The 21,526-nt window shown below is 50.5% G+C and carries 25 protein-coding genes; 2 read left to right on the top strand and 23 right to left on the bottom strand.

What is annotated here, in order from left to right; translation table 11 throughout:
* Positions 1-474 precede the first annotated feature (474 nt).
* The 14 genes from H578_RS16255 to H578_RS0111060 form a co-directional block, all read right to left on the bottom strand.
* Positions 475-1,002 (bottom strand): FDXHR family putative zinc-binding protein, encoded by a 528-nt coding sequence (locus H578_RS16255; protein ID WP_156837314.1) that lies wholly within the window; start codon positions 1,000-1,002, stop codon positions 475-477.
* 646 nt (positions 1,003-1,648) lie between these two features.
* Positions 1,649-1,813: a hypothetical protein gene (locus tag H578_RS16260; RefSeq protein ID WP_022873733.1), complete on the bottom strand. Its 165-nt coding sequence runs from the start codon at positions 1,811-1,813 to the stop codon at positions 1,649-1,651.
* Between the two features lie 14 nt (positions 1,814-1,827).
* Positions 1,828-2,622, bottom strand: a complete 795-nt coding sequence (locus tag H578_RS0111025; RefSeq protein WP_022873734.1) for an Asp23/Gls24 family envelope stress response protein — start codon at positions 2,620-2,622, stop codon at positions 1,828-1,830.
* Between the two features lie 6 nt (positions 2,623-2,628).
* Complete coding sequence (locus tag H578_RS0111030) at positions 2,629-3,078, bottom strand: hypothetical protein (RefSeq protein ID WP_022873735.1); 450 nt, start codon at positions 3,076-3,078, stop codon at positions 2,629-2,631.
* 150 nt (positions 3,079-3,228) lie between these two features.
* On the bottom strand, positions 3,229-4,383 hold the full coding sequence (locus H578_RS0111035; protein WP_022873736.1) for a hypothetical protein: 1,155 nt from the start codon (positions 4,381-4,383) through the stop codon (positions 3,229-3,231).
* Positions 4,384-4,484: 101 nt separating this feature from the next.
* Entirely contained in the window at positions 4,485-4,883 is a 399-nt protein-coding gene (locus H578_RS0111040; RefSeq protein ID WP_022873737.1) for a hypothetical protein, read from the bottom strand.
* A gap of 45 nt (positions 4,884-4,928) precedes the next feature.
* Positions 4,929-5,477 carry a hypothetical protein gene (locus H578_RS0111045; protein WP_022873738.1) on the bottom strand — a complete coding sequence of 183 codons (549 nt, stop codon included), beginning with the start codon at positions 5,475-5,477 and terminating at the stop codon, positions 4,929-4,931.
* 169 nt (positions 5,478-5,646) lie between these two features.
* Positions 5,647-6,195: a hypothetical protein gene (locus H578_RS16265; protein ID WP_156837315.1), complete on the bottom strand. Its 549-nt coding sequence runs from the start codon at positions 6,193-6,195 to the stop codon at positions 5,647-5,649.
* A 53-nt stretch (positions 6,196-6,248) separates the two neighbouring features.
* On the bottom strand, positions 6,249-6,470 hold the full coding sequence (locus H578_RS16270; RefSeq protein WP_156837316.1) for a hypothetical protein: 222 nt from the start codon (positions 6,468-6,470) through the stop codon (positions 6,249-6,251).
* Between the two features lie 114 nt (positions 6,471-6,584).
* Positions 6,585-6,818, bottom strand: coding sequence for a hypothetical protein (locus H578_RS16275; RefSeq protein ID WP_156837317.1), 234 nt, complete (start codon positions 6,816-6,818; stop codon positions 6,585-6,587).
* 168 nt (positions 6,819-6,986) lie between these two features.
* Positions 6,987-7,169 (bottom strand): hypothetical protein, encoded by a 183-nt coding sequence (locus H578_RS16280; RefSeq protein ID WP_156837318.1) that lies wholly within the window; start codon positions 7,167-7,169, stop codon positions 6,987-6,989.
* Between the two features lie 356 nt (positions 7,170-7,525).
* Entirely contained in the window at positions 7,526-9,076 is a 1,551-nt protein-coding gene (locus H578_RS14955; protein WP_156837319.1) for a hypothetical protein, read from the bottom strand.
* 11 nt (positions 9,077-9,087) lie between these two features.
* Entirely contained in the window at positions 9,088-9,312 is a 225-nt protein-coding gene (locus H578_RS0111055; RefSeq protein WP_022873741.1) for a hypothetical protein, read from the bottom strand.
* Positions 9,312-9,803, bottom strand: coding sequence for a hypothetical protein (locus H578_RS0111060; RefSeq protein ID WP_156837320.1), 492 nt, complete (start codon positions 9,801-9,803; stop codon positions 9,312-9,314). Before H578_RS0111060 ends, H578_RS0111055 begins: the two co-directional genes overlap by 1 nt.
* A gap of 300 nt (positions 9,804-10,103) precedes the next feature.
* On the opposite strand from H578_RS0111060, the gene H578_RS0111065 reads away from it, so the two are divergent.
* Together H578_RS0111065 and H578_RS0111070 are read left to right on the top strand one after the other, a co-directional pair.
* Positions 10,104-10,436 (top strand): hypothetical protein, encoded by a 333-nt coding sequence (locus H578_RS0111065; protein WP_211215205.1) that lies wholly within the window; start codon positions 10,104-10,106, stop codon positions 10,434-10,436.
* 50 nt (positions 10,437-10,486) lie between these two features.
* Positions 10,487-10,858 carry a hypothetical protein gene (locus H578_RS0111070; protein WP_022873744.1) on the top strand — a complete coding sequence of 124 codons (372 nt, stop codon included), beginning with the start codon at positions 10,487-10,489 and terminating at the stop codon, positions 10,856-10,858.
* A gap of 414 nt (positions 10,859-11,272) precedes the next feature.
* Here the strand turns inward: H578_RS0111070 and H578_RS0111075 are convergent, their stop codons facing one another.
* The 9 genes from H578_RS0111075 to H578_RS0111115 form a co-directional block, all read right to left on the bottom strand.
* Positions 11,273-12,928, bottom strand: a complete 1,656-nt coding sequence (locus H578_RS0111075) for a nuclease-related domain-containing protein (RefSeq protein WP_022873745.1) — start codon at positions 12,926-12,928, stop codon at positions 11,273-11,275.
* 319 nt (positions 12,929-13,247) lie between these two features.
* A complete protein-coding gene (locus H578_RS0111080; RefSeq protein ID WP_022873746.1) occupies positions 13,248-14,267 on the bottom strand; it encodes a hypothetical protein in 1,020 nt (339 codons plus the stop codon).
* Positions 14,268-14,360: 93 nt separating this feature from the next.
* A complete protein-coding gene (locus H578_RS0111085) occupies positions 14,361-15,230 on the bottom strand; it encodes a hypothetical protein (RefSeq protein ID WP_022873747.1) in 870 nt (289 codons plus the stop codon).
* A gap of 66 nt (positions 15,231-15,296) precedes the next feature.
* Entirely contained in the window at positions 15,297-16,376 is a 1,080-nt protein-coding gene (locus H578_RS16285) for a hypothetical protein (protein ID WP_022873748.1), read from the bottom strand.
* Between the two features lie 190 nt (positions 16,377-16,566).
* Positions 16,567-17,406 carry a S24/S26 family peptidase gene (locus H578_RS15765; protein WP_156837321.1) on the bottom strand — a complete coding sequence of 280 codons (840 nt, stop codon included), beginning with the start codon at positions 17,404-17,406 and terminating at the stop codon, positions 16,567-16,569.
* 18 nt (positions 17,407-17,424) lie between these two features.
* Complete coding sequence (locus H578_RS0111100) at positions 17,425-17,946, bottom strand: hypothetical protein (protein WP_022873750.1); 522 nt, start codon at positions 17,944-17,946, stop codon at positions 17,425-17,427.
* A complete protein-coding gene (locus tag H578_RS0111105) occupies positions 17,943-18,662 on the bottom strand; it encodes an exonuclease domain-containing protein (protein WP_022873751.1) in 720 nt (239 codons plus the stop codon). Before H578_RS0111105 ends, H578_RS0111100 begins: the two co-directional genes overlap by 4 nt.
* A 109-nt stretch (positions 18,663-18,771) precedes the next feature.
* A complete protein-coding gene (locus H578_RS0111110) occupies positions 18,772-19,410 on the bottom strand; it encodes a 5' nucleotidase, NT5C type (RefSeq protein WP_022873752.1) in 639 nt (212 codons plus the stop codon).
* Positions 19,411-20,123: 713 nt separating this feature from the next.
* Complete coding sequence (locus H578_RS0111115; RefSeq protein WP_084710209.1) at positions 20,124-21,512, bottom strand: TasA family protein; 1,389 nt, start codon at positions 21,510-21,512, stop codon at positions 20,124-20,126.
* Positions 21,513-21,526: the final 14 nt, after the last annotated feature.

Genomic DNA, 21,526 nt, shown 5'->3' on the forward strand with positions numbered 1-21,526 from the left:
CATTTACGTGAGCGTTAGCCCTGAATAATCGACCACGCAAAGTCCTAGGTTTCAGAACCCCGGCAGAAGTCTTCGCCGACCAGCTACAATCGACACAAAACAGCAGTGTTGCAACCACCGATTGAACCCACCCTGTTTGCTGGAGACTGTTTCAAAATAGCCTTCGGAGAGTGTCTTCCCTGCAACGCTTGATGGAGTCAAGTCAACTCTCAGCTTCGGGTTCTTACGTCGACGTTCTCCTGGAAGCTTCTCCGGTATCAGATAGAACTCACCAGTAAGCGGTACTACTGGTTCTCTGTATTCAGTGGCTCCTTCCTGTGTGTTTGCTGTTGCTGTCATTGTTTTGTTGTTCTCCTGTGTTGTTGCCTTGCGGCTCCTTTCTGCTACTCACGGTGAGCAGCTGTGAACTGTGCGTTCGTGTTTATTTATCTAACGAGCTTGCGGTCAAAAAGTGCTCTGACCTGGGGTTTTCGCCTACTTCTCGGCCTTAACCTGCTTGAGGAACCCTGCGAGAGTCTCCGAATCGAAGCGATCTCCCTTGTGCCAGATACCGAGTTGGTCAGTCCACCACTTTTCCTTCTCAGGGTGGGTTGCAGGGTCTGCACAGTGGCGTTCTGGACCATGATTGCCTTGACGGTGGGCATCGAATGCACCGAGGCCGCTGAATGTGCGGCAGCAGGCTCCACAGTGACCAATCTTGTTGTTGGAACGGTAGACAGTGCGGCACTTCACGCAGTGCGCCCATAAGTTCGGGTCATACTCACCGATCTTGGGTACTTCAGTGCTGTTCTTCGATCCCTTCGGACGACCAGGCTTCTTCTTAGGAGCTGCTGTGCTCGCTTGTGTTGCCGGTGTTGGTTCCTGCTTCTTGTTTTTTGAGCCTTTTGGACGGCCATGACCGCGCTTCTTAGGCTTGTCAGCGGCGCTTACAGTGGTCTTGGGCTTGTTCTTGCTTCCCTTGGGGCTACCTGAACCTCTTTTCTTCTTTACTTCCTGTGTCATCGTTCTGTTTCTCCTGTTGTCTGCAGCTCTGAGCTTGTTCTCAGAACTGTTCTCGATCCTGTTGAGTAGCTCTATGAACTATTCGAGGGTGGTTTCTAACGAGCAGTCACTCGTAACCTGCGGATCAAGTGCAGACATGTTGCCAATTGGCTGAGCGAAAGCGCCGAGAGCAGGGGAGTGGTGGTGAGAACAAAGGATCTGAGGGAACTTCGCCCACGACACGCCAGTGTCTACATATGTGGACGTTGAGAACTGGCCAGTGAGAGGATGGATCTCAAGCGAGAACGCACTGACAGCAGAGGTCGACCTCAGTTAACAGTGGTGACAGAGTGATGTGGATCACTCGATATGGGACACTTCTGAAGAGAGCCTTACCTGCTTTGCTCGCGTTAATTCGCATGCACTAATACCCGATTTCGGTTTGTCGATTAGTACATGGGATCGAAGTTTCGCGATTATTTGTTCCCATAATGGTTCTTATGTCAGGTTATATGGGCAGTTTTAGCCACGACTAACCACATGACTGCATGCTGTAACCAACGATTACGATCTCTGAAACGATCCTAATTCTAAGAACGCGAGAACTGTTGTGTTGGCCTCGTTAACAGGTGTTAGCAGGGGAGAGCAGCGGTGGGCAGGATCCTCGTTACCAGCCTTGTTCTGCGACTTCCGCGCGACGATCCTGGTTAAGATCTCCCCAATCAATCACTGGGTCGATGAAAACAAAGTGCATCAGCACGGCGAGAACGAAGCTCACAGTGAAAAACATGATGTACGTCCATACAATGACTTCACGGGTATCCTTCAGCATCTGCTCTCACCTCCTCAAAATTGCGGCAACCCGCGCTCCTTCTTACGTTGGTTGATCTGTTCTTGAAGTTCTGGCGGCAGAACCTCATCGTCTGCAGTGCTCAAGTCCGGTTCTGGTAACGAACGTCCACTTCCGACTACAGGTGATGGCAAACCGCGTGAATTGCCTTGTGAGCCGTTGTCAGTGCTGCCCGGTGTTGGGATGCCACGTGATTGCTTGCGTGGCTTAGAGCCGCCCTGCTGGACGGCAGATCTGCTGTGCGGTAGCGCAGCTCGTTGTGGGGCTGCTGGAGTAGTGTCGTCCCCTCCGAATACACTCCCCGATAGATCGTCATAGCTGCTCTCGTCGTCTTGCCCGAATGCTGTGCCAGCTAGGTCATCGAGAGCGTTGCCATACTCGTCCTCGTACATAGCAGTCACGTCGAACTCGCTGTTCTCCTTGCCCTTGTTGACTTGTGCAAGCAGGTCATCGATCTCTGATTGCTCTTGTGCTTTCTCGATCTGTTCCTTCTGCTTGACTTCAGCGATCTCATCGATCTGGAGTGCTCTGTTCTCAGTGCGTTTCACCAGGTCAGCGTCGTTTGCAGGGTTGTACTGGAAGCTCTTGACTCCTACTTGGTCAATGGCACGGAATATTCTCATTCCTACGAAGATGCATCCACCGAGGACTGCAAGGCTTGTTACCAGTGCTAACGCTTCAACTGCGAAATAGCCGACCACATAGAACATGAAGGTCCAGGTGGCTCCCACGAGGAACAGTGCGAACGGTGCGCCTATGACTATGGTTAAGAATTTGAGCAGTCCTCGCATTGTGGATCACCCAGCGTTCTCTGTGCTCAAGAGTTTGCCGGACTCAACATCCTTAAGCTTGGCTTCTTCTCTCTCGCGATCCCTACGGACTGAGTCTCGGATACCTTTGTCCAGCTTGTAGCCTTCGTCTTCTTTCTCTACTTCGAGATAGGCATCGAGTTCCGCGTCCCAGTAGGCTTCGAGCGCCTTAAGGGTTTCAATCTCCTCACAGAGCTTCGCTGGATCGTAAACTGTCTTGTCTATCTCCACGCGGTAGATCCCATCGGAGAACTTGCGTTCAGCGATGCCCAGAGATAGTTCTTCCATCTGTAAGCCAACGAGCTGCTTGAACTCTTCTGTTCCCGGTGTTGGATCCCCGAGTGCGTCCAGTTTGCTCTTGACCTCTTTGCGTAGGTCTTCTATCTTGCCGAGCACTCTGTACTCAACGCCGTCTATGATCTCAGTATTGTGTGTCATCTGTTCCTGTACTCCTGTTTCGTTGTGTATCCTGTTGATCCTGTTATACGTGCAGTTAGTGGTTGCCAACCTGTTAAATAAAGCAACAACGTGTTATCTCACGTAATACTGTTGTTTCTAACAAGCAGACGCCGGAAATATCGTTGTGTTTCAGAGGCGCGGCACCCCCTTTATCCACTTATCCCATAGATTCGGTGTTTTACGTTTAGGGTTAATCTTTCTCCAGCGGAACAGAATTTTCTCCTGGTCACGCTCATACTTGGCTCGCTTTGTTGGGTCTGTCTGTGATTGAGGTCGGTCCAAATACTCTTGAAGCTGGTTGTATCTCGCCGTGTAATACAGTTCGTTGGCTTTGTCAGCAGGGACGGTTGTTTCAAGTCCGACCGATACATACTTTGGCTCGTGGAACTTGGCTCTCAGGTTGGCCACTGCTTGATGTGCATGCTTGCCACTCATCTTGAATGCTTGGGCAGATGCCTTTTTATCCTCAGCTGTCTTGACCAGCTCGTTGATCTCGTCGTGGGATACGAGAACACTGTTAGGTCGGCTGTCTTTGGTCAATCGCATGTTGAAGTGACCAGCGCCCATCGCGTGAAGGATTCGATCTCTGCTGCTAACGCCCTGACCCAGTGCATCCCACTTCATATCGGCGTTCTCAGTGTTGTCGTAGTGCGGTTGGGAGGTCTTCTTGAGGAGGTTAAGCTCTCTCTTGTTTATGGTCTCTAGTGGCTTCGTGTTTACGCGGTTTTCAAGGCGATCCTCGAGTTTCTCGGCTCTTTCGTTGAGACGAGCTTCGTAGTCGTCGTATCTCTTCTTGTGAGCTTCGATGAAGTCGAGCGGAGTCATATCGTGTTTGAGAGATTTTCCTGACTCCTCCATCTCATCGGCCACTACTTCGTGAAACAACTCTAAGCTCTCACTGTTGAGATGTGGGTAAGTGTCATCGTCCATCTCTTCGAGAAGTCGGTCTATCTTCGCTTTCTTCTCTTGCGCATAAGATAGTGACGTCTGCAGTGCTTCCTTCTGGTGAGCAATGAACTTGGCGTTCGTGCTGGTGCGAGCTAATTGACTGCCTTTGAGTGCCTGATCGAGTAAATCCTTGTCGTCCCTTGTTTTGAACGGTTCGCTGAAGTTTCCGCCGAACTCCTTGTTAAACCTGCGCTCAGCTTCCTTCTGGGCATCCAACTGAGTGTCGAAGTGCTCACTCGGGCCTCCGAACGGACAAGATACCTTCTTAGCTGTACATTTGCCTGGTTCGCCGTTCTCTCCGATATGAAACTTCTGTCCTGATGTAGGTAGTGACATCTGAGCATCCTCCTGTAGTTGTTAATTCTTTACGTACAGGAGTTTCTAACCAGATTTTTCGTCAATCGGATCAAACGTCTGCAACTGTTGGCAGCTGGAGATCAATCCGCATCCTCCGCGTCGAATGCGCCTTCTTCCTTGAGGCGAGCTGCTCTCTGGATGGCTCTCTCAACAGCTTCCTCATTGTGGCTGCGGCGCAGCTCACCGATAGTTGCACGACTCTCTTCCAAAACCTCGCGGTAGTACTGTTCCGCGTATGCTCTGACCTCGTGCTCCTTGAAGAAGTACTGCTTTGATCCCTCTGGACGGTATGCAGGCAAGTCATCCAAGCGTCCCTTTGAGATCGCGTTACGCATGCTTGTCTGGGTCTTGAAACCAAGTATCTTGTGCACTTCTGCCATCGTCTTGAACTCTTCGGGCTTGTTCTGCTCCAGCACAGTCACTCTGCGACCATCGTCTGCTGCGCCTGCCTTCTTCTTGTTCTTCTCCTTCCCTGCCATCGCGGTGTACCTCCTGTTGTTGATTCCTATGTATATGTATCCTGTTCAGTTCCTAAAAGCCGCCATTGTTCCTCTGTGTGCCACAGCTCCCTCAGCTGCCAACAGCTCCTGCTTGTGCTTCTCCACATCGTCTACGTGAAAGGCATATGTGCGGATCCCGTTCCTGTGAGCAAGCAAGAGATCATGCTTCCCACGCTTGATAGCCATGTAGAAAGCCTCTCGTGATGGATAACCAAGAGCTTTCGCTGTCTGTGGAGCGTCTAACCAACTGGCACCATCTACAGCCACAAGAACAAGCCTGTCCTCGTCTGCTGTCACTGCTGCGGCCACTACATCCGGATCAAAGTAGTCCACGCGAGCAGCGTGCATCATGCCTACTGGTTTCGTGAGCTCGTTCAGGTGCTCTTCTATGTCTGACCTGTGGAAGCGGTATTTAGCGTTCTTATGGTCACCGAGCTTCTCACCAACGAGATCAGCGTGACCTCCTCTACGGATTGCCTGACAGAACGCGGAGTAACCACTGAAGCCAAAAATGAGCGCAACCTCTGTGGCGTTGAACCACTCTTGTTCGCTGTCTATCTTGTAAATAGCCATTGTTCTGTCCTTCTCCTGTGTTCCGATCCTGTTCTATGTCCTGTTCTCGTTCTCTAACTCCTGCTGCCACCCTGTTAGATAAAGCTTCAACGTGTTAGATCCTGTAATATTGATGTTTCTAACAAGCAGTGGCGACTAACATCTCCTGTTCTCAGTGCTGGCAACAACATCAGTGCGCGTAAGCAGCGGAGAACTGCGGGTTATTGAACCTTGAAACTATTTTGGTCAGTTCCTTAGACAACCGAACCTCTTCGCGTGCAAGCAGTACACGTGCTGCATCGAGTTCTTCTGTAGCCACTTGACCCTGGTACATACGCTCTACTTCTTTTTGCTTGTGGTAGACACGGTTGATCTCAAAGTAAGTCTGCTCAAAGCGTTGTACGTCCCTGTCGCGGGAGAACTCTGACTGCACTGCTGACGGCCCACTGTTTGCTTCCGAAGCCTTCTCTGGCGCGTGTGTGGCCTGTGAAGTTGTTTTCTGTGGCTTTGCTGTAGCAGCCCCACTGGACTGCAGGTTGTTCGCGTTAGCGTGTCCTGTAACTCCACTCTTCATGTTGGCGAAGAGTCCAAACTTGGCAGCGTTCTTCTTCTCGGCTGCTTGCTGTGCTTCAACCTTGCTCTCAAAGTGCTCTGACGCTGCTCCGAGTGGGCAGTTACCAGGCTCTGCCTTACATACCGCTGGTGACCCTGTCTTCTTGCTGATGTGATACTTAGTCATCTGTTCCTATACCCCTGTTAGTTCTGTACCTATATGTTGATCCTGTTGTGCGATCACTCGTTGTCTATGACAAGTGCTCGATTGTGGTCTGGTGCTTCCTGTTCACAGTTGGATTCAGCCATGCCTTGTTCAACCATGATTTGAGTGTCGTGGTCTTCTCGGCAGGAGACACCCCAACCGTTCGTGTCTGGAGTAACACTGTCGACAATAAATACTGCTGCTAACAGTGCTCCAAATAGTAGTGCTGTGATTCCTAGTATGCTTGCTGTTTTCATCGTTATCTGTTCTCCTGTGTTCGTTTTATATCCTGTTCTGTTGTTGTTCTATGTTGCCAAACTGTTCCGGTTCAGTCCTTGCTATCTATCTAACGAGTTTTTGTGCTGATCGGTTCAGTTAGTACCGAGCTGTTCTAAACTGCGGTCAAAGTTTGCTTGTTGGGTCTCGAGTCCTTGTGCTCGTTCGCTGAAGTTGTCCATGTTGTCTCCAATGTCTGTAAACACTGGTGCTACTACACTGTCCTCAAGGCTGAGTGCTTCTGCTACGTCGTAGTCTGTGAATACTGGAACAAAGACTGCTGCCAATATTCCTACGATCCCTAATCCTGCTTTTTCGAGTGATGCCATCGTTGCTCACTTGCTCTCCTCTCGTTGGCAGGCGTTGATAGCTTGCTCCAACAAGAATCTGTAGAGTTCTTCGTTCCTTGTTCCTTTCAGTAGTGCTTCCATCGTTTGTGTACCTCTGTGCTTGTTTGTACCCTGTTTGCTTTCTAACTCAGATTCGCGCGATCCGGTTCAGTTCCTAAAATCGAAGTTGACATGTTCGCGGTCTTCGTTGCCATCACTTAATGCTGTGACCACTGCGTCCTCGTTGGTTGCTTCTTCTACTGCATCTACATCTGTTCCAGTGAATACGCTGAATGCGATAGCTCCGAGGATGCTTAGGCTGCTTAGTGCTGTTACTGTTGCTGTTTTCATCGTTATCTGTTCTCCTGTGTTGTGTTTGTTTGTTCTACTCTGTTAGCGTGGTTGCTTTATCTAACATCGTATTTATTTATCTAACAACACTGAGAACACTTTGAACGCAGACAAGTGGTAACAGGGTGAGAACACTGGCAGAAAGTGCCGGTGAGATGGCGAAATAAAAAATTTGAAGAAATTTTCGCTCAGAGTTGGCCTGTTCTCACGGCTAACAAGCGAACAAGGGGAGCAGGATCGGTTATGTGGGCGGTGTTATCGGAGGAAACGCGGATCGTGCCCTACTGAACTGCTATCTCCATGCTTTCTTAAGCATCCCGACTGGAATGCAGGTCATGCCGTTAGGCAACTGCTGGTCACTTGCTTGCTGATTCTTTGAACTCATCGATCAGTTCACGTGCCTCAGTAGGAGATACCTCGTCAAGGTCAGCAATGGCATCCAGGAGGTTGCGGTTGAGATCCTTCTCCACCCACTCCGGGATCAGAGTGATCCTTGCTCTCTTGTAGACCTCAACCTTGTTCAGTAGTTCCTTGGTTGTCGTGGTCTCGCGTTGTATCTCTGCTAGTCGTTCCCCGGTCTGCTCTGACAGTTCACTCAAGATGTGAGGGAGCGCCTTGTCAAAGAAGATGTAGGCAAAGTATTCATAGAGCAGTGGCTTTCCACCTATGGTCGTGTTCTGTGTTTGGATACCTTCAGCTATCTGGTGCTTGAGCTCGTCTACATAGGCTGCCTTGATGTCTGACAGTGCCTTGCTCATCTGCTTCTTGATGTGCTCGCGGGTCTTGGCTTCTTTCTCGTCACGGATGACTCGAGTGCCATCCCTGTAGACACCAGTTTCTTGTTCTTGGTCCTTTGAGTTCGTTACTGCAGCGGCCTCTGAGCGGTAGGTCTCCTCGACACCATCCATGAAGGAGTCAAAGTTCTCTTTACCGTTGTCCTTCTTGAGAGCAGGTGCTTGCTTCTTGCGTGCGAGCTGCTTTGAGTAGTCGTGGGGGAGTCCAGAACGTTTCTGTTGAGTAGTGGCAGCATGCTTCTCAGCGTGTGCTTGTTTGGTGGCGACTCGTTGTCGTCTTACCGGAGCTTTGGTAGCAGTGCTGTTCTTAGCGGGAGCAGGAGCAACAGGTGTTTTTTCTACTGGGGGATCAGTAGGTTCCACGATCACCGTTGGCAACGAACCCGTACGAAGGTCTGAGTTTTCAGCAGGGGACAGTTCTGTTGGGACTGTCGGTAACGCAGATGCTTGTTGGGCAGTTCTTTGCCTGTTCTCTTCTGCCAGCTTGTCCTGAGCTGCTTGTACTGTCTTCTCAATCTTGGTCCTCATATGCTCACCTGTGCGTGCTGTTCGTTGTTGTGCTCTCTGTAGTCGTTCGGTGACTCCTGCTTCCTCGAGTGACTGTGCAACGTGCTCTACTCCACGACGGATATAGTCATCGAGCTTGCGTTGGCTCTCTCGCCACTGTTCTGCTGCTTGCTCGTTCTTTTTCCTGAAGGCTTCTGCTCTCTGTTCGCGTCGATACTCTTCAAGGGACTCTTCTGCTAACTGAGCGATGCGTTGGTCGTTGCGTTCTGAACGGAGCTGTGTAAGTTCTCTGACTGCAGCATCGAACTCTTGATCGTCTGCCAACTCGCCAGTGAGGGTTCGTTCTTCCTCGGCCTTCTTGAGCATGTGTCGACGGTAGAGCTCCTTGTCCACGTCGTATTGCTCTTCTAATATGGCGTTCAGCTCACGTGTGATGTCTGCGTATTCAGGGTGCCTGCCGAAGTAGCGAGCAATCTTGATGTCGTTGGAGAGCTTGTCCTTGAGGTATCCAAGCAGGATCTTGCGGTCTATGAGATCAACGTCTTCTGCTGCTCTTATCTCTTCGATGCTGAGGGGATTTACTGTTCGGTCCATTGTTGTCGTCACCGTCCGTCTGCTCAGCGAGTCCTCTTCTCTAGTTCGAAACCAACTTCAGCGAGTCCCACACGGAGGAACAGCAGCTGCTTCTGAGTGCTATTGATGGCACGAGTGTCACCGGCCAGGAATGCTTGCTTCTGATCGAACAGGAGGATGTGCATCTCATCGACTAAGGTCTGATGGGTCTGCTTCAGCTGGTCAACAGTGAGCTTGTCCAGCGTGTGCTTTTCAAAGACATGCGGCATCACTTGTCACCACCAGTGCTTGCTAAGGCTGCTTGTTGGCGGCGTTCCAGTTCCTTCTCAACCAGCTTGATCTGAGCTTCCTTGATGCTGAAATCATCTTGAGTTTGAAAGTGTGCACGAGCGGAGTTGTGGTCTCCGGCTCCTACAAGGCAACCGAGATCGCTTCCCAGTCCATACCCTCCTGTAGACACTGCACGAGCTTCCTTCTTGTCGAGGTCCAGTTGGACTTCTAACTCTGCTGTGCTGCGGTTGACGTACTCACTGTCACGTTCTACAAGTTCACGGTTGAGGACTTCTATGAAATCAACAGTTGAGAGGATCTCTGACCAGAGGGTCTTACCTTCAGGGTGGAACTCAACACTGCTTGCATCTAGTCCTTCTCGTTCCTCAAGTTGTTCCATAATAGCTATGTTGTGCTCAACAAGTTTCCGAGCTAACTCTCGTTGCTTCTTTAAAGCGTCTGTCTCTATTACTTCAAGTGCTGTCCTCACTGTCTTCTCCTGCTGTTCTGTAGCATCCCTACCGGAATGCAGATTGCTTTGACCTTCGTCAAACCTGCGATCCTGTTTGAAGTCTTGGCTATGCTTTGACTCCTGTATGAGTTTCTAACGAGCAGTGACTTTGAGAACGAACTGATCGTCGTCACATTGCTCTAACTGCTCCCCAGAATTGTTCTCAAAAAACATTCTTGAGAGCACGACGAAGGCAGTGCAAGATGCTTTGACGTTAGTCAATCGACTGGAACTCTCTGTATCTTCGAGATAATGTCATGTCGTAAGCAGGAAGAGAACATGACAACAAAGGAGAACAAGAAGATGACGAAGTATCACTACTCGGAGAGCGCAAATGAGCCGAACGGCGGCGAGGCACTTCACTGCAAGGCGGAAGCACGGGACAATGGGGAGATGGCTACTGTTGCTGAGTTCGCGCCCAAGTATCCCGACGTCGAGGTCACGCTGATCGGTGAGGACGGGAACGCCTTTCACATCATCGCTCTTGTCTCCACTGCACTCCGGCGAGCAGGCGTGGATGAGGACGAGATCAACGAGTTCCGCAACGAGGCCACCAGCGGCGACTACGACAACGTTCTGGCCACTTGCATGAAGTGGGTCGATATCAGCTGAGCTGCTGACGAGGAACCGGACCAGAACAGAGAGCGAGCAGGAGGAACAAGATGTCAGCAACCATCATCGATAACACTGGACAGCAGTCGTTGGCAGATGCTGTGAACGAGATGGGCAGCTTCGCAGAACTGGTGGAGCTGGATTACCAGGAACGCTCAGAGTATGCGGGGTTCGGCTATTTGGGAGAGCGGTATCGTTTCCTGAACGAGACTGACCCAGAGCTGCTTGCACAGCTTTCACGTGAGGATCGTTTTGACATTGCTCTCGAAGCTGACATGAAGGTCTTCAGTGCTCTCTCGGAGGCCGGATACTCGCGCGAGAAAGCTTTTGAGTGGATGAACAGCAAGCTCGGTCGCTGGTTTGCAGATGCCTATTTTGGTTCTGCAGGCGAGGATGAGAAAGCAACTGTCCAGCTCTTCTGAGGCCAGAGAAGAAGAGGAAGCTCCGCGATCTCGGTGAGTCGGGACGTTGGAGCCTCCCCTATAACAGCAGAACAACAAGTAGCAGGGTACAAACGCTACATACAGAAGATAGTCCGACAAACAGCAAGTCAGTGTTGTTCTGTTGTGCTTGGTCTAACCTCAGAGCAACCACTCTCTGAAGATGACCTCGTGTGATTTTGTTGTATACCTATGTTAACAACTCAATATCAGAAATGTTCCAGTCTGTGTGTCGTCACTTTGAAAACTTTCGTTCGCTTGTGAGCTGGACATAAGAAAACCGCCAGAGTATCAAACGTTACAGGAGTCATTGCTCTGACGGTTCTCAAGCATCCCAGCTGGAATGCAGGTTAGTTGTGAATACAACCATTGAACGTGACATGAATATCAGAGCGATCAGTGCTTGTTGCTCTTGATCCTCTTCTTGCGAGCTTCGGTAGCATCACGGTTATCTCTGTTGGCTTCGTAGTCCTTCCACTTTTGCCCTTCTTTCTCCAGCTTCTTAGCGGATGACTTCACTGCCTTGTCCATCGCCTCATCCCAGCTCGTGAACAGTTTGCTAACAGTGTTGAGAGGACCGTTGGCATACTCACTGCTCTTACGAGGGGATAGTGGGTCGCCAGCTTGATACTCCTTGCGCAGCTTAGAGTTTCTCTTCTCCAGGAACTCCTCACCCTTGTCGAACTCAACGGGACCAACGTTCGGGTTGCGCTGAACCATGTTGTTGAGCATGCGGCTGTACGCCTCGTCACCCATGCGACCTGTCAGCAGGTGTAGCTTGAGATCCCCGAGCTTGTTGAAGCGGTAGGAACCTCTCTTAGCGTCCTTGCCGAGAGCCTGTGAACCATCTGCTGCGACCGTGTATTGGTTGCGGGACAACCAGTAGTCGTCACCGATGCCGTATGTTTTCTCGCCCTGATAGTGCAGGTGTCGCATAGCCTCGTCCAACTTGAAGGAACGTGCTCCACAGTCCTCGTCCTCACACTCTGCAATCGTCCATGAACTTGAGATGTGATAGTGCGTAGAGTTCCAATAATCTGCTTGTTGAGCAGCTGCTGTTTCTTGAATGTCTGTGAGCTTGCTTGTCCTGGTATCTGCTTCTACTTGTGCTCTGGTGATTGCGTCTAGAACGTCAGCCCCCTCGCCCTTAGTAGCAGCAACGGCTATCTGAGCGATGATTTCACCGTTAAGCATCTTTCCTGCAGGCTCTCCGGTTGCGGCGTCCACAGCGGCACTTGTGTGTATATATAGGCGGTCCAGATAGGTGTAGAGCTTCTCCCTGTCAACTACTGGGAACGGAACATCGAACCACTCACGGTTGCGTTCTACTCTCGTGTCGAATGAGTTAATGTAGATCATCCCGAACACGTTGGCGTCTGGAATCAGATAGCGTCTCCATAGTCCCAACAGTGCGTCTGTGCTCAGTGTGCAGTGGAACTGGAAACCTCTTGATGGTGCCAGTGGTTTGCCTTCAACGATTGGGTGCTTGAGGAGTCTGGCTCCACCGCCTCCGCTGCCTCCACGATCCTGGAGCTTGTAGTGATACCCCTCTTTGAATGATTTCGTGTCTACAACCAGGACAGTGTTCCCCAGGATAAGAATATGGTCGGTGTCTTTATTGTCGTGTAGACCAGGGATGTTGACGCTGTCTACTAATACAGCGTTGTTAATCTCTCTGTCGTAGATCCAGTTGAGAATGTGTTGGCTTGTGAGTGCTTCTGCTTCTCCGGCCTTGACCTTTGTGTCCTCAAAGTCGCTGTCTGCAAGGTTGGCTGCTGGGACTCCAAAGTGACGTCGACCAGCTGCGAGCTCGTCTGCAATGATCTTGTAGGAGGTTTCTGTAACCCCATATAGGTTCTTGTGCTTGCGGGGGAGTAGGTCAGCTTTCGGCTTCCATGTGTATGCGCTGACATTGCTATCCGTTGTGCTGTCATCCCAGAAGTCGCTGCCTGTTGTGTCCTCATCGTCTGCTAACAGTGCCTCTAGGTCTGCTACTAACTGCTCTGCTTCTTCTGTTGTGTAATCCTTTTTGCTGTTTGTTGCCTTATTCATGTTGTACCCTGAGCGACTTTTATATGGTTGTGCTTGTGGTTGTGTGGCCTGCGTTAACAGGTGTTATATGCGCTCATAGGATTGTCTAACCAGCTGAAGTCAGAAATGTGCGGTTTTTCGGGAACTAATTGTGTGCGTCGTCACTTTGTTGACATAGACGAGTGTTGACAGTGGTTAGGCAGGATCAGCGATAACACCGAGAACACGGGTAGACACAGCGATCAGAGTGTTCGCAGTCAGTTAAGGACTGTTGACAGCATCCGGACAAAGAAAAAGCACTGAAGCTCTCGTCCTCAGTGCTCTCTCGTGCGATTGATGTTTAGCCGGTTGTTTCCTCTTCGCTACCGAAAATCATGTCGCGTTGCCACTCGTAAGGGAGCTTGTTGAAGTCTTCTGCTTCAGTGCTCGTTCTTGCAATGCTCCCACCCGGTAATGCCCTGAACTTCTTCTCTCCATCCTCGTAATAGTGTTCGACACCTTCGTTGTACAGGCGTTCTGTAAGTCCAGCAGGAGCAGTCCCTGTCTCCCATGCTGTCTCAATAGAAGTTCCTTTATATGCCGTTCTGTTGTTGCCATCGACCGAGTAAACAGTAGTGTCCATAAGATCCTCTGTTTGAAACGAACGCCAAGCTGTTTGACCTCCAACCCTCATCTTCCACCCGTAGTTCATTGAAACTTGCTGAAGATGTGAGTGATCGCCTGCAGTTGCCTCTTGCTGGTAGCGTCCGATGGCTGTCTCGCTTGCTCCGGAGTTACGTAGGCGATCTGACGTGAAGGCAATCAATGTGTAAGCGTTGTCGTAGTAGATGTCATCCGTCATCTTTGTGTGCTCCGGCATAAGAACTCGTTCGCCGATGCTCTGACGCAGCTGCTCTTCCTCCGCGTCTATGGCAGAGATCCTGTCTCTGGTCTCTTGCGCAGCACGTCTGTATAGCTCTTCTCCAACACTTCCTGTGTCCTCAATGGATGCTTTGCTTTGGAAATCGTCTTCTACTTGTAGGAGTGCCTTGTATTCGAGTAAGTCCTCTGATCCACTTCTGCGTCGGAGGCTGGCGAGTGCACTATTGACGTTGGTCTTCTGTTTGAAGCTCTTGTGCTCGCTTTGGTGAAGCTTCTCGTAGAGTTCATCGGTAGAAAGATCCTGCAGCGCTGGGGTTTCAGCCGTGTCATCGCCGTTCCCAAAGCTTCCTCCTGCTTCCTCAGCAAACCTGCGTTCCGCTGCAGCAGTAGCATCCTGCTTGCTCTCAAAGTGATCGCTCTCACCGCCCAACGGACAGTTACCCTTGCTTGCTTTACATGGTGCTGGTTCGCCGCTCTTACTAATGTGGTATTTACTCATCTGTTCCTGTACTCCTGTTTTGTTGTGTACTCTGCGTTTAGTTTGACAACTCCCTTACGAAGATGTTTCTAACGAGATTTTTTGCTAACCGGGTCACTTCTGCTGATCCCACTCAAGGTTAATCCGTTCGCCATTGAGAACTTGCTCAGCAGCAGTCCAACCATCACCGGAACAAGTGGTATCAGGATCCGGGACATAGTTCAGTGACTCCCACGAGTTGCTATAGGTCTGGCTATGCCACACATAAGCAATACAGTCCGCGTGCTGTTCGAGTCCCTGTGAGTTGTTTTCTACCGTTGTCGGATGCAGTGGTCGATCTCGCTCAACGTCCCCATAGATCTCATAGGTAACCTCACGCAGCTCAGTCCAGTCTCCAGGTTGGTTGTATACAGCTGCTTGCAGAACATGAGCGCACTCGTGAACGATGATCTGGTTCAAGTGGTACTGGTTCACGTCCAGCTCAGCATTCAGTTCAATAGCATTGTGTGTCCTGTGATGCACGCCGTCGTAGCGTCCTTCTGCTGCAATGTCGGGGGAGAGGTTGTTCTCTTGAGGATCAGTGAAGACAATGCGTGTGTCCTCGCATCCAGGCACTCGGTCCCGGAACCGTTCTGCATCCTCCCGTAGCGGGTGCTCTTCTTCTGTTAACTCAGCTATCAGGTCTGCTTGTGCGGCTAACTCTTGTTCACGAGCAAGTTGTGCTTCCTCGCGTTCTTGTTCGAGGGCTTCTCGTTCGTTCTGAGCGCTCACATAAGCAGTCAAGGAAACTATGAAGATGATTGCTGACAGGGGGACCGCGATGAGGTTGAACCACCAGAGGATGCGGAGGAACGGGGAGTCACTTGCGTTCTTGCTGTTGTCATTGATCTGATCGTCGTCGGCATCCGCTTGCGTATGCAGGTCTGCAGTCCCGTAGGGCTGCTGCTCTCTTGTCTGCTCTGTATCCGATCTGTATGTCGTCACTTCCGTCTCACCTCCAGTCCTGCCTAAATATCGCGCGACTCAGCGATCTCCTGTCGTCAGCTGCTCTCAACCGATCCTGTTGCCATTGCTGATCTGGTCTGCAGCTGTTCCACGTGCTCCATCACAGTTGGTTGTGTAATAGGCATACCCGCCTGTTCTGTACCCCCAGCTTTGGGCGATGCAGTCTGCGTTCTGTTCCAGACCGTGCCACTTACCTGGGACGTTTCTTGGATAGTCCGCTCTCAAAGCACCGTAAACAGCGTTGGCATCGTCGTAGAGTTCCTCAACGTGCCCGTCATATGCTTGCCATTGACGAATGTGCGCACACTCGTGAGCAGTTACATATGCTGTCTGGTAAGCATCCATATCATTTCTCAAGTAGATGTATGGTTCGATCTTTGGTGCTCCACCCTCATACCAGACAATGTTTCCGCTCTGGTCTTGGTTTCTGAAAACAATTTGGAAGTCACCACAACCATGTCTGGCTGCTACTTCGTCTGCTATCTGTTGGTTGCTCTTGCCTTCAAGACTGATAGGAGCAGCATCCTCGGCTGTTCCACTGGATCCACTGTTGGAGCTGGAGCCTCCTGAGTTGCTGTTGCCACCGTTGCTGGAGGATCCTCCGGAGCTTGAACCGGAACCGTTATTGCTACCACTGTTAGCTTGAGCTTCTTCCTCTGCTGCAGCTTCGGCTTGTCTTTGTGCCTCTTCCTCGGCAGCCTTACGTTCTGCTTCCTCTTGTGCCTTACGCTCTTCCTCGAGTCGCTCTTGTTCGCGTTGTTCGTTGAGTTCTTGAACGCGACGCTCAATCTCTGCTATCTCATGTGCTTCTTGCAGCTCACGTAGTTCCTCAATGCTGGCGTCGTTTTCAAGTCCTTCCTCAATTACTTCAGGTGCGAACTTCTCTGTGCTGAATACTGGTAGGTCAATGCTTGGTTGTACATCAGTGTCAACAGTGACTGGTTCTGTTATCTGTGTATTGCTTGCTGGAACCTCTAACGTGCTTACTGGTGTTGTGTCGTGTGCTTCTGCATCTACACTGTTTTCTGCGCATCCTGTGAGTGCTAATAGTGCGATAGCTGTTGTAGTCGTTAGTTGCTTGACCGCGCCTCCGGCAGCGGAAGTTGCTTTTCTTCTGAAAATCATCGTTCTTGTACCTCTTGTGTGTTTGTTTTGTTGACAATGTTGGCTGTTGTTGCTTTATCTAACATCGTGTTTATTTATCTAACAAGCATTGACACAGAAAAAGCACTGAAGATCGCTCCCCAGTGCTCTCAGCTGTTAATCCTGCCCACATGCTCGCGAGAAAAGTCTTCTGAAGTTTTTCAGTGACTGCTCAGCTCTCGCGGTTCTCCTCGATAGCAGCATCGACATCAGTCAAGAGAACTCTGCTGACATCTGCATCCTCTGTTGCAGGTTCCTGCTCTGCATCGTCACTGTTCTCAGAGTCAGCAGCTGCTTCCTTGTCCTCTGGTTCGCCAGTGCTGTCATCTTGCTTGCTGTCGTTCTCAGCGATCTCGTCCTCGTCCTTTGGCCAGAGAGCCCATGTGAGCAGTGCACCGAGTAGACCAAATAACCAGATTGAGTACTGTTGCAGCCAAGCAATCGCAGGTGCCACATAGGGAACGTTCCAGAGGATCTTTAAGCCGTTATCCTCAGTGAATAGGTATGGGCGAGCATCTGGCAGATCGTTCGCATCCCCCTGCATTTCAGCAACCGTTACAGTGCCATCCTCGATATCGCTGTGTTCCACGATCTCGAACTCTTGAACCAGCGTGCTTTCACCCAAGTGCCCACGTGTGATGTCGTAGTACCAGTCAGCTTCACCCTCCCAGGTCCAATAATCGTATTGGTTCTCAATTACCTGTTCGATAGTCTCCGGGTTGTTCACGTCGATAACACGGTGAGTGATCCTGTCGGCGTTACGTCCTGGATCGAAGAGCATGATGTCTCCGACCTCAATATCCTCGTTATCCTGTGGGATCGCTATGGCAGCTGCACCTGTTTGAATGGTTGGCTCCATAGACCCTGTGCTGAATAAGACAACTTCTGCGTCGTAGTAGGCAGCTACGCCGATTGCTCCGATGGCGCTGATCCCGAGTATGGCGAGCACCCATAAGAGTGCACTTGCTATCTTGTCTATAATCTTCCTTGTTACTGTTAATGCTGTTTTCATCTTGTTCTTGTACCCCTGTTAGTTTTGTATCCTGTTTGTCTGCTGTTGTGCGGCTGTTTGCTTCTCCGGTCGCATGCTGGCTATCAAGTCAAGCTTCCAGTCCAGCGGGAGGTCTGTGCTCAGTGCTTCAATGAGTCCACTGTCTTCTGGCCTAAACTCTGTTCCTGTATTGATGTCCACAACGGCTGTCCTGTACTCGGTGAGCAGCACGACCAAGCGCTCAATGACCGTGGACAGATAGATGTCCATACTGTCCTCATATGACTCAAGGTTCCATGTGTTCACGATGAGTTGACTGTCTACTGGTGTTGCCGGAGTGAGCTCGTTAAACCAATACAAGTCAGTTAGCTTGCGCAGATAGATGCGCTCAAGTGAATACAGTTTCTCTGTGCTTGGGAGATTGAGGCTTGAGTCTCGTCCTCGTAGAGCATCCTCCAGGGCGGCGTTGTGTCGCTGTTCCTTCCCGTGTGGGAGGATTACTAGCTCTCTGTATCTGTCAACGGCTGACAATGGCTCCTGTGGCCTTACAGCGGTGCTCATCTCACACCGGCTCCAGTTAGCTCTCTGGGTGCTTCACCGTTAAGTGCAGTCTTCAAGTTCTCAAGGGCTTCCTCTGAGGACAGGTGAAACGTGAACCGTGTTTGCTTCTGTGGTGCAGGAGCTTGGACTGCCTCAGCGGCTTCCTGTCCTGCTTTCATGGTCTGCAAGTATGTGCGGTATGCGTTGACGCACTCTTCAATGTCGTCCATAGCACGGTGCGTGTAGTTCGCCTTGTTGTGCGGTGATGGCACACTGGCTGCTTCTGCAAACAACCAGATTGAGGTCACGTCCACTGTGCGGAAATGTGTGCACTCGTTAGCAGCAGGCAGATACTTTTCAAGGAAGCTCCTATCGAACGCAGTGTTGTTCCCACCCAGGTAAGGTCGGCTCCCACCTGTCTGCGCCTGGATCCAGTTAGCAAACTGTGTGTCAACACTTTGAAGACCGCTGTCTACATCTGCTTGCTTAACCAGCTCCCGCAGTAGTCCACTGTTGTTGTGCATCTGAATGCACTTGTTATCCATGAGACTGAAAATATGATCTAACTCAGCAGGGGAGTAGTGGACAACTCTCTCGAATCTACTGATCTCGGTCCCCTGCGTATCCGTGAGGATCGCTGCCACCTCAAGCAGAGCATGCTTGTTGGCATCTATACCTGTTGTCTCTGTATCTATGAATAGGATCGTGTACTTCTTGTCGTCTGTTCCTTTCTGCATCTGTTCTGTACCCCTGTGTTTGTTCTGTATGAGTGGCTATGTATTTGTGTCTAACCAGCAGTGAGTCCAAAAACCGCAATCAGTGCTGATCGTTACCATGTCGTTACAATTAAGCTGCGAGATCCTTAACTCGAACATCGAAATCAAATGCTGACCTGACTGCGAGTGGCGCGTGTTTCCAGCTCACGATGCGATCCAGTGTTGAACCGTTAACAATAAAGTCCTCGTTATACAGCTGGTTGAAGATAATGTGCGGAACATCTTGTTCTCTGAAGTCTGCGATCTGTGCAGGGCTGTCATCGATGAACAGATCAATGAACCCACCGTTGCCAGTGAACCAGGAAGCTTTGTCATCGCTGTGAATCACGCCATCAACAAACGGTGCGTGTTCTTGTACCCACTGTTCTGTGTGCTTACGGTGTTGTTCCTTGCGAGCTGTGATTGCAACGAACCTGTAGCCAGCGTTGACTAAGTAGTAGCAAGCTTGTTGAGCGTGGGGGAGTGGAGCGAGCTTTGAGTAGATGCCTTGCTTCTCTGCTGCCTTGAATGCATCCACGAAGGTTTTGAAGCTGCTGTCAGTGAAGTCCCAGTTGGCGCAGTCATAGCCGTCTGGTGTTGGCAGTGTTGTGAGTGCTGTGCGAACGTCGAGGTTGTCACTGTGGGCGATGAAGTTTCGCAAACCGCCTGTGAAGTCTGTGTATGTGTTGTCTAGGTCTAATCCTATAACTTTGTGTTCTCTTGTAAACATATGTGCTGTGCTCTCCTGTGTTCTCTGTGAGCATCCCTACTGGAATGCAGGTGGTTCACCGTTAGGTGATGCTGACAAGTGTTGACGTTGTTTAACATCGTATTTATTTATCTAACAAGCTCTGTGACGAAATATCATCGTTTCCGTGAATTAATGTCTACATATGTTGACAAAGAGACTGTCGGAGTTTGTATGTGGGCACTTGTCAGGGAGGGTGAGATCACGAAAAACCCCCGCTACGCCGTGCAACGGGGGCTCTTCTCTGCTCCAACAGGATCGAGGGAAACAGCAGCTCACTTTGTTAACGCAGGCGAGCAACTGCGAGCAGGTCAGTCGTTCAAAACCATATTGTTTCCACCAGTGGTTTCAGAGCGAACTGTTATCTCAGCACTACTTGGGAATGAGTTATTCTCATATTCCGTGTCTTGGGTCTCGACCTCTTAACGGGGGAGTGGTCTGTGCCTGCCTTGTCTACATCCGTTGTGTCCTCTGCTGTCATCTTGTTTCTGTACTCCTGTTTGCTACTCTGCCTCCCTTCTGAAGGCTCTGTCGGTCCTGTTATTTGTCCACCGCGACTTCGTCTGCGGAAGTCTGCCGTCCGGTAGGGCCGCTGTAGACACTTTGCTCTCAATGTGAAAGGGAGCCTGGTCTCCGGTCTCTCAACTGAAAACCAAGCTCCCCTATGTTTCTAACGAGCTGTGACTCGAATCAGATCACTCAAAATGGAAGAGTGGCGATCTCCATGTGTCGCTCAAGGAACCTGACTGCCAAACGCCGTGACCAGATGTGAAGACAATGTCGAAACCAACGCTTCCGTGAGTATCAGGCGTAATCTCTACACCATCAGCGGAAGCAAAGTTGATAGTAGAAACTCCTGCTTCCATGTCAGTTCCCTCAAAGTGCCCGACTCCGTCAGCGTCAATCGTATATCCACTACCAGGAAGAAGCACGAGGTCTTCGTCTGGTTCAATACGACCAGCTATGTTGACTGTAGAAGCACTGTCACCGATGTATATGCTCAAAGAAGAAGCAGTTCCGGTTTGATCGCCTACATTGAAGATAACAGAGTCGGATTCGTACTCAACAATAACTTCCTCGGTAGGTGCTCCAGGCTCACCAGGTTCTGGCTCACCAGGGCCATCCGCTCCACCCAAGCAAGCTGCCTGGTCAATGTGTGAGGTGTAGTCGATTCCCTCGGAAACAGTAAGAACACCCCGTTCTTCTAAGTCATCATGGTCCAAGTGCTCAAGTAGATCGCTCTCAGCGTGCGGCGGATCTCCGAGAATCACATCGCCTGCTATCGGATCGTATGCCCAGATTGATCCATCTTCATCCTGCCCCTCGAAAACAAGGAAGTTCCCACCACCGTTGTCTCTGTACTCCTGGTTTGTCAGGATAGTGCTCTCTAGGTTGATGGCGCTCCAGTCAACAGAAACACCACCGCCTTCATTCAGCAGCGGCGCTCCCTCATAGTCCCTATCAGCAAGCTCAGCATTGAAAGTCCAAAGACCCTCGTAAGAACGATCCTGTGACTCGTTGTCAGTGTTGTTAAGCAAGAACTGAGCATCCAGAACGATAGGCTCACCGTCAGCAGGAACATCTACCTCACCAACAGCGCCGTCATTGTTAATAGCAATATGCTCGTTACCGATGTAGTAAGCGATGTCCTCGTTAAATTGACCGTTGACCTGCTCAGCGATAGCCTCAGCCTCAATAACACCGTTATAGGTTGTCTCCTCTGAAGCTCTCAAGAAAACATTTGTTGTCACCATGTCACATGGTCGCCAAGCACTTCCACCAACGCTGTCCTCAATGAATGTGCTCAAGTCAATGGTTGCTGTGGAACCAGGTGTTGTACCTGATAGCCACTCAAGGTTGCCATCCTCGTCAGCACTGGTCGCAATCTCAAGACCAAAAGCACCAGCCTCAATGTCTACCTGTGCTCTCTCGGCATCATTCCATGCTGCAAGGGTTCCGCCGCCGATAAGTGATAGCCCAGCAACGCCTGCAACGGATGCAGCTGCTAGTTTCTTACGTCTCTTACTTGTTTGCGCTTTAGAAGCGTTCTGTGAGCTTGTGTTCGCCCCTTTCTCTGTTTTCATCTGTTCCTATACTC

This window comes from Nesterenkonia alba DSM 19423, from assembly GCF_000421745.1.
In the GTDB taxonomy this organism is placed as follows: domain Bacteria; phylum Actinomycetota; class Actinomycetes; order Actinomycetales; family Micrococcaceae; genus Nesterenkonia; species Nesterenkonia alba.

Coding starts and splice junctions, on each gene's coding strand:
- H578_RS16280 (WP_156837318.1), bottom strand. CDS start 7,169: ATGAAAACAGCAACAGTAACAGCACTAAGCAGCCTAAGCATCCTCGGA.
- H578_RS0111035 (WP_022873736.1), bottom strand. CDS start 4,383: ATGTCACTACCTACATCAGGACAGAAGTTTCATATCGGAGAGAACGGC.
- H578_RS0111025 (WP_022873734.1), bottom strand. CDS start 2,622: ATGCGAGGACTGCTCAAATTCTTAACCATAGTCATAGGCGCACCGTTC.
- H578_RS15765 (WP_156837321.1), bottom strand. CDS start 17,406: ATGAAAACAGCATTAACAGTAACAAGGAAGATTATAGACAAGATAGCA.
- H578_RS0111115 (WP_084710209.1), bottom strand. CDS start 21,512: ATGAAAACAGAGAAAGGGGCGAACACAAGCTCACAGAACGCTTCTAAA.
- H578_RS0111045 (WP_022873738.1), bottom strand. CDS start 5,477: ATGGCTATTTACAAGATAGACAGCGAACAAGAGTGGTTCAACGCCACA.
- H578_RS0111105 (WP_022873751.1), bottom strand. CDS start 18,662: ATGCAGAAAGGAACAGACGACAAGAAGTACACGATCCTATTCATAGAT.
- H578_RS0111030 (WP_022873735.1), bottom strand. CDS start 3,078: ATGACACACAATACTGAGATCATAGACGGCGTTGAGTACAGAGTGCTC.
- H578_RS16270 (WP_156837316.1), bottom strand. CDS start 6,470: ATGAAAACAGCAAGCATACTAGGAATCACAGCACTACTATTTGGAGCA.
- H578_RS0111075 (WP_022873745.1), bottom strand. CDS start 12,928: ATGAATAAGGCAACAAACAGCAAAAAGGATTACACAACAGAAGAAGCA.
- H578_RS16285 (WP_022873748.1), bottom strand. CDS start 16,376: ATGATTTTCAGAAGAAAAGCAACTTCCGCTGCCGGAGGCGCGGTCAAG.
- H578_RS0111080 (WP_022873746.1), bottom strand. CDS start 14,267: ATGAGTAAATACCACATTAGTAAGAGCGGCGAACCAGCACCATGTAAA.
- H578_RS16255 (WP_156837314.1), bottom strand. CDS start 1,002: ATGACACAGGAAGTAAAGAAGAAAAGAGGTTCAGGTAGCCCCAAGGGA.
- H578_RS0111065 (WP_211215205.1), top strand. CDS start 10,104: ATGACAACAAAGGAGAACAAGAAGATGACGAAGTATCACTACTCGGAG.
- H578_RS0111070 (WP_022873744.1), top strand. CDS start 10,487: ATGTCAGCAACCATCATCGATAACACTGGACAGCAGTCGTTGGCAGAT.
- H578_RS0111055 (WP_022873741.1), bottom strand. CDS start 9,312: ATGCCGCATGTCTTTGAAAAGCACACGCTGGACAAGCTCACTGTTGAC.
- H578_RS16275 (WP_156837317.1), bottom strand. CDS start 6,818: ATGGCATCACTCGAAAAAGCAGGATTAGGGATCGTAGGAATATTGGCA.
- H578_RS16265 (WP_156837315.1), bottom strand. CDS start 6,195: ATGACTAAGTATCACATCAGCAAGAAGACAGGGTCACCAGCGGTATGT.
- H578_RS16260 (WP_022873733.1), bottom strand. CDS start 1,813: ATGCTGAAGGATACCCGTGAAGTCATTGTATGGACGTACATCATGTTT.
- H578_RS0111040 (WP_022873737.1), bottom strand. CDS start 4,883: ATGGCAGGGAAGGAGAAGAACAAGAAGAAGGCAGGCGCAGCAGACGAT.
- H578_RS0111100 (WP_022873750.1), bottom strand. CDS start 17,946: ATGAGCACCGCTGTAAGGCCACAGGAGCCATTGTCAGCCGTTGACAGA.
- H578_RS0111110 (WP_022873752.1), bottom strand. CDS start 19,410: ATGTTTACAAGAGAACACAAAGTTATAGGATTAGACCTAGACAACACA.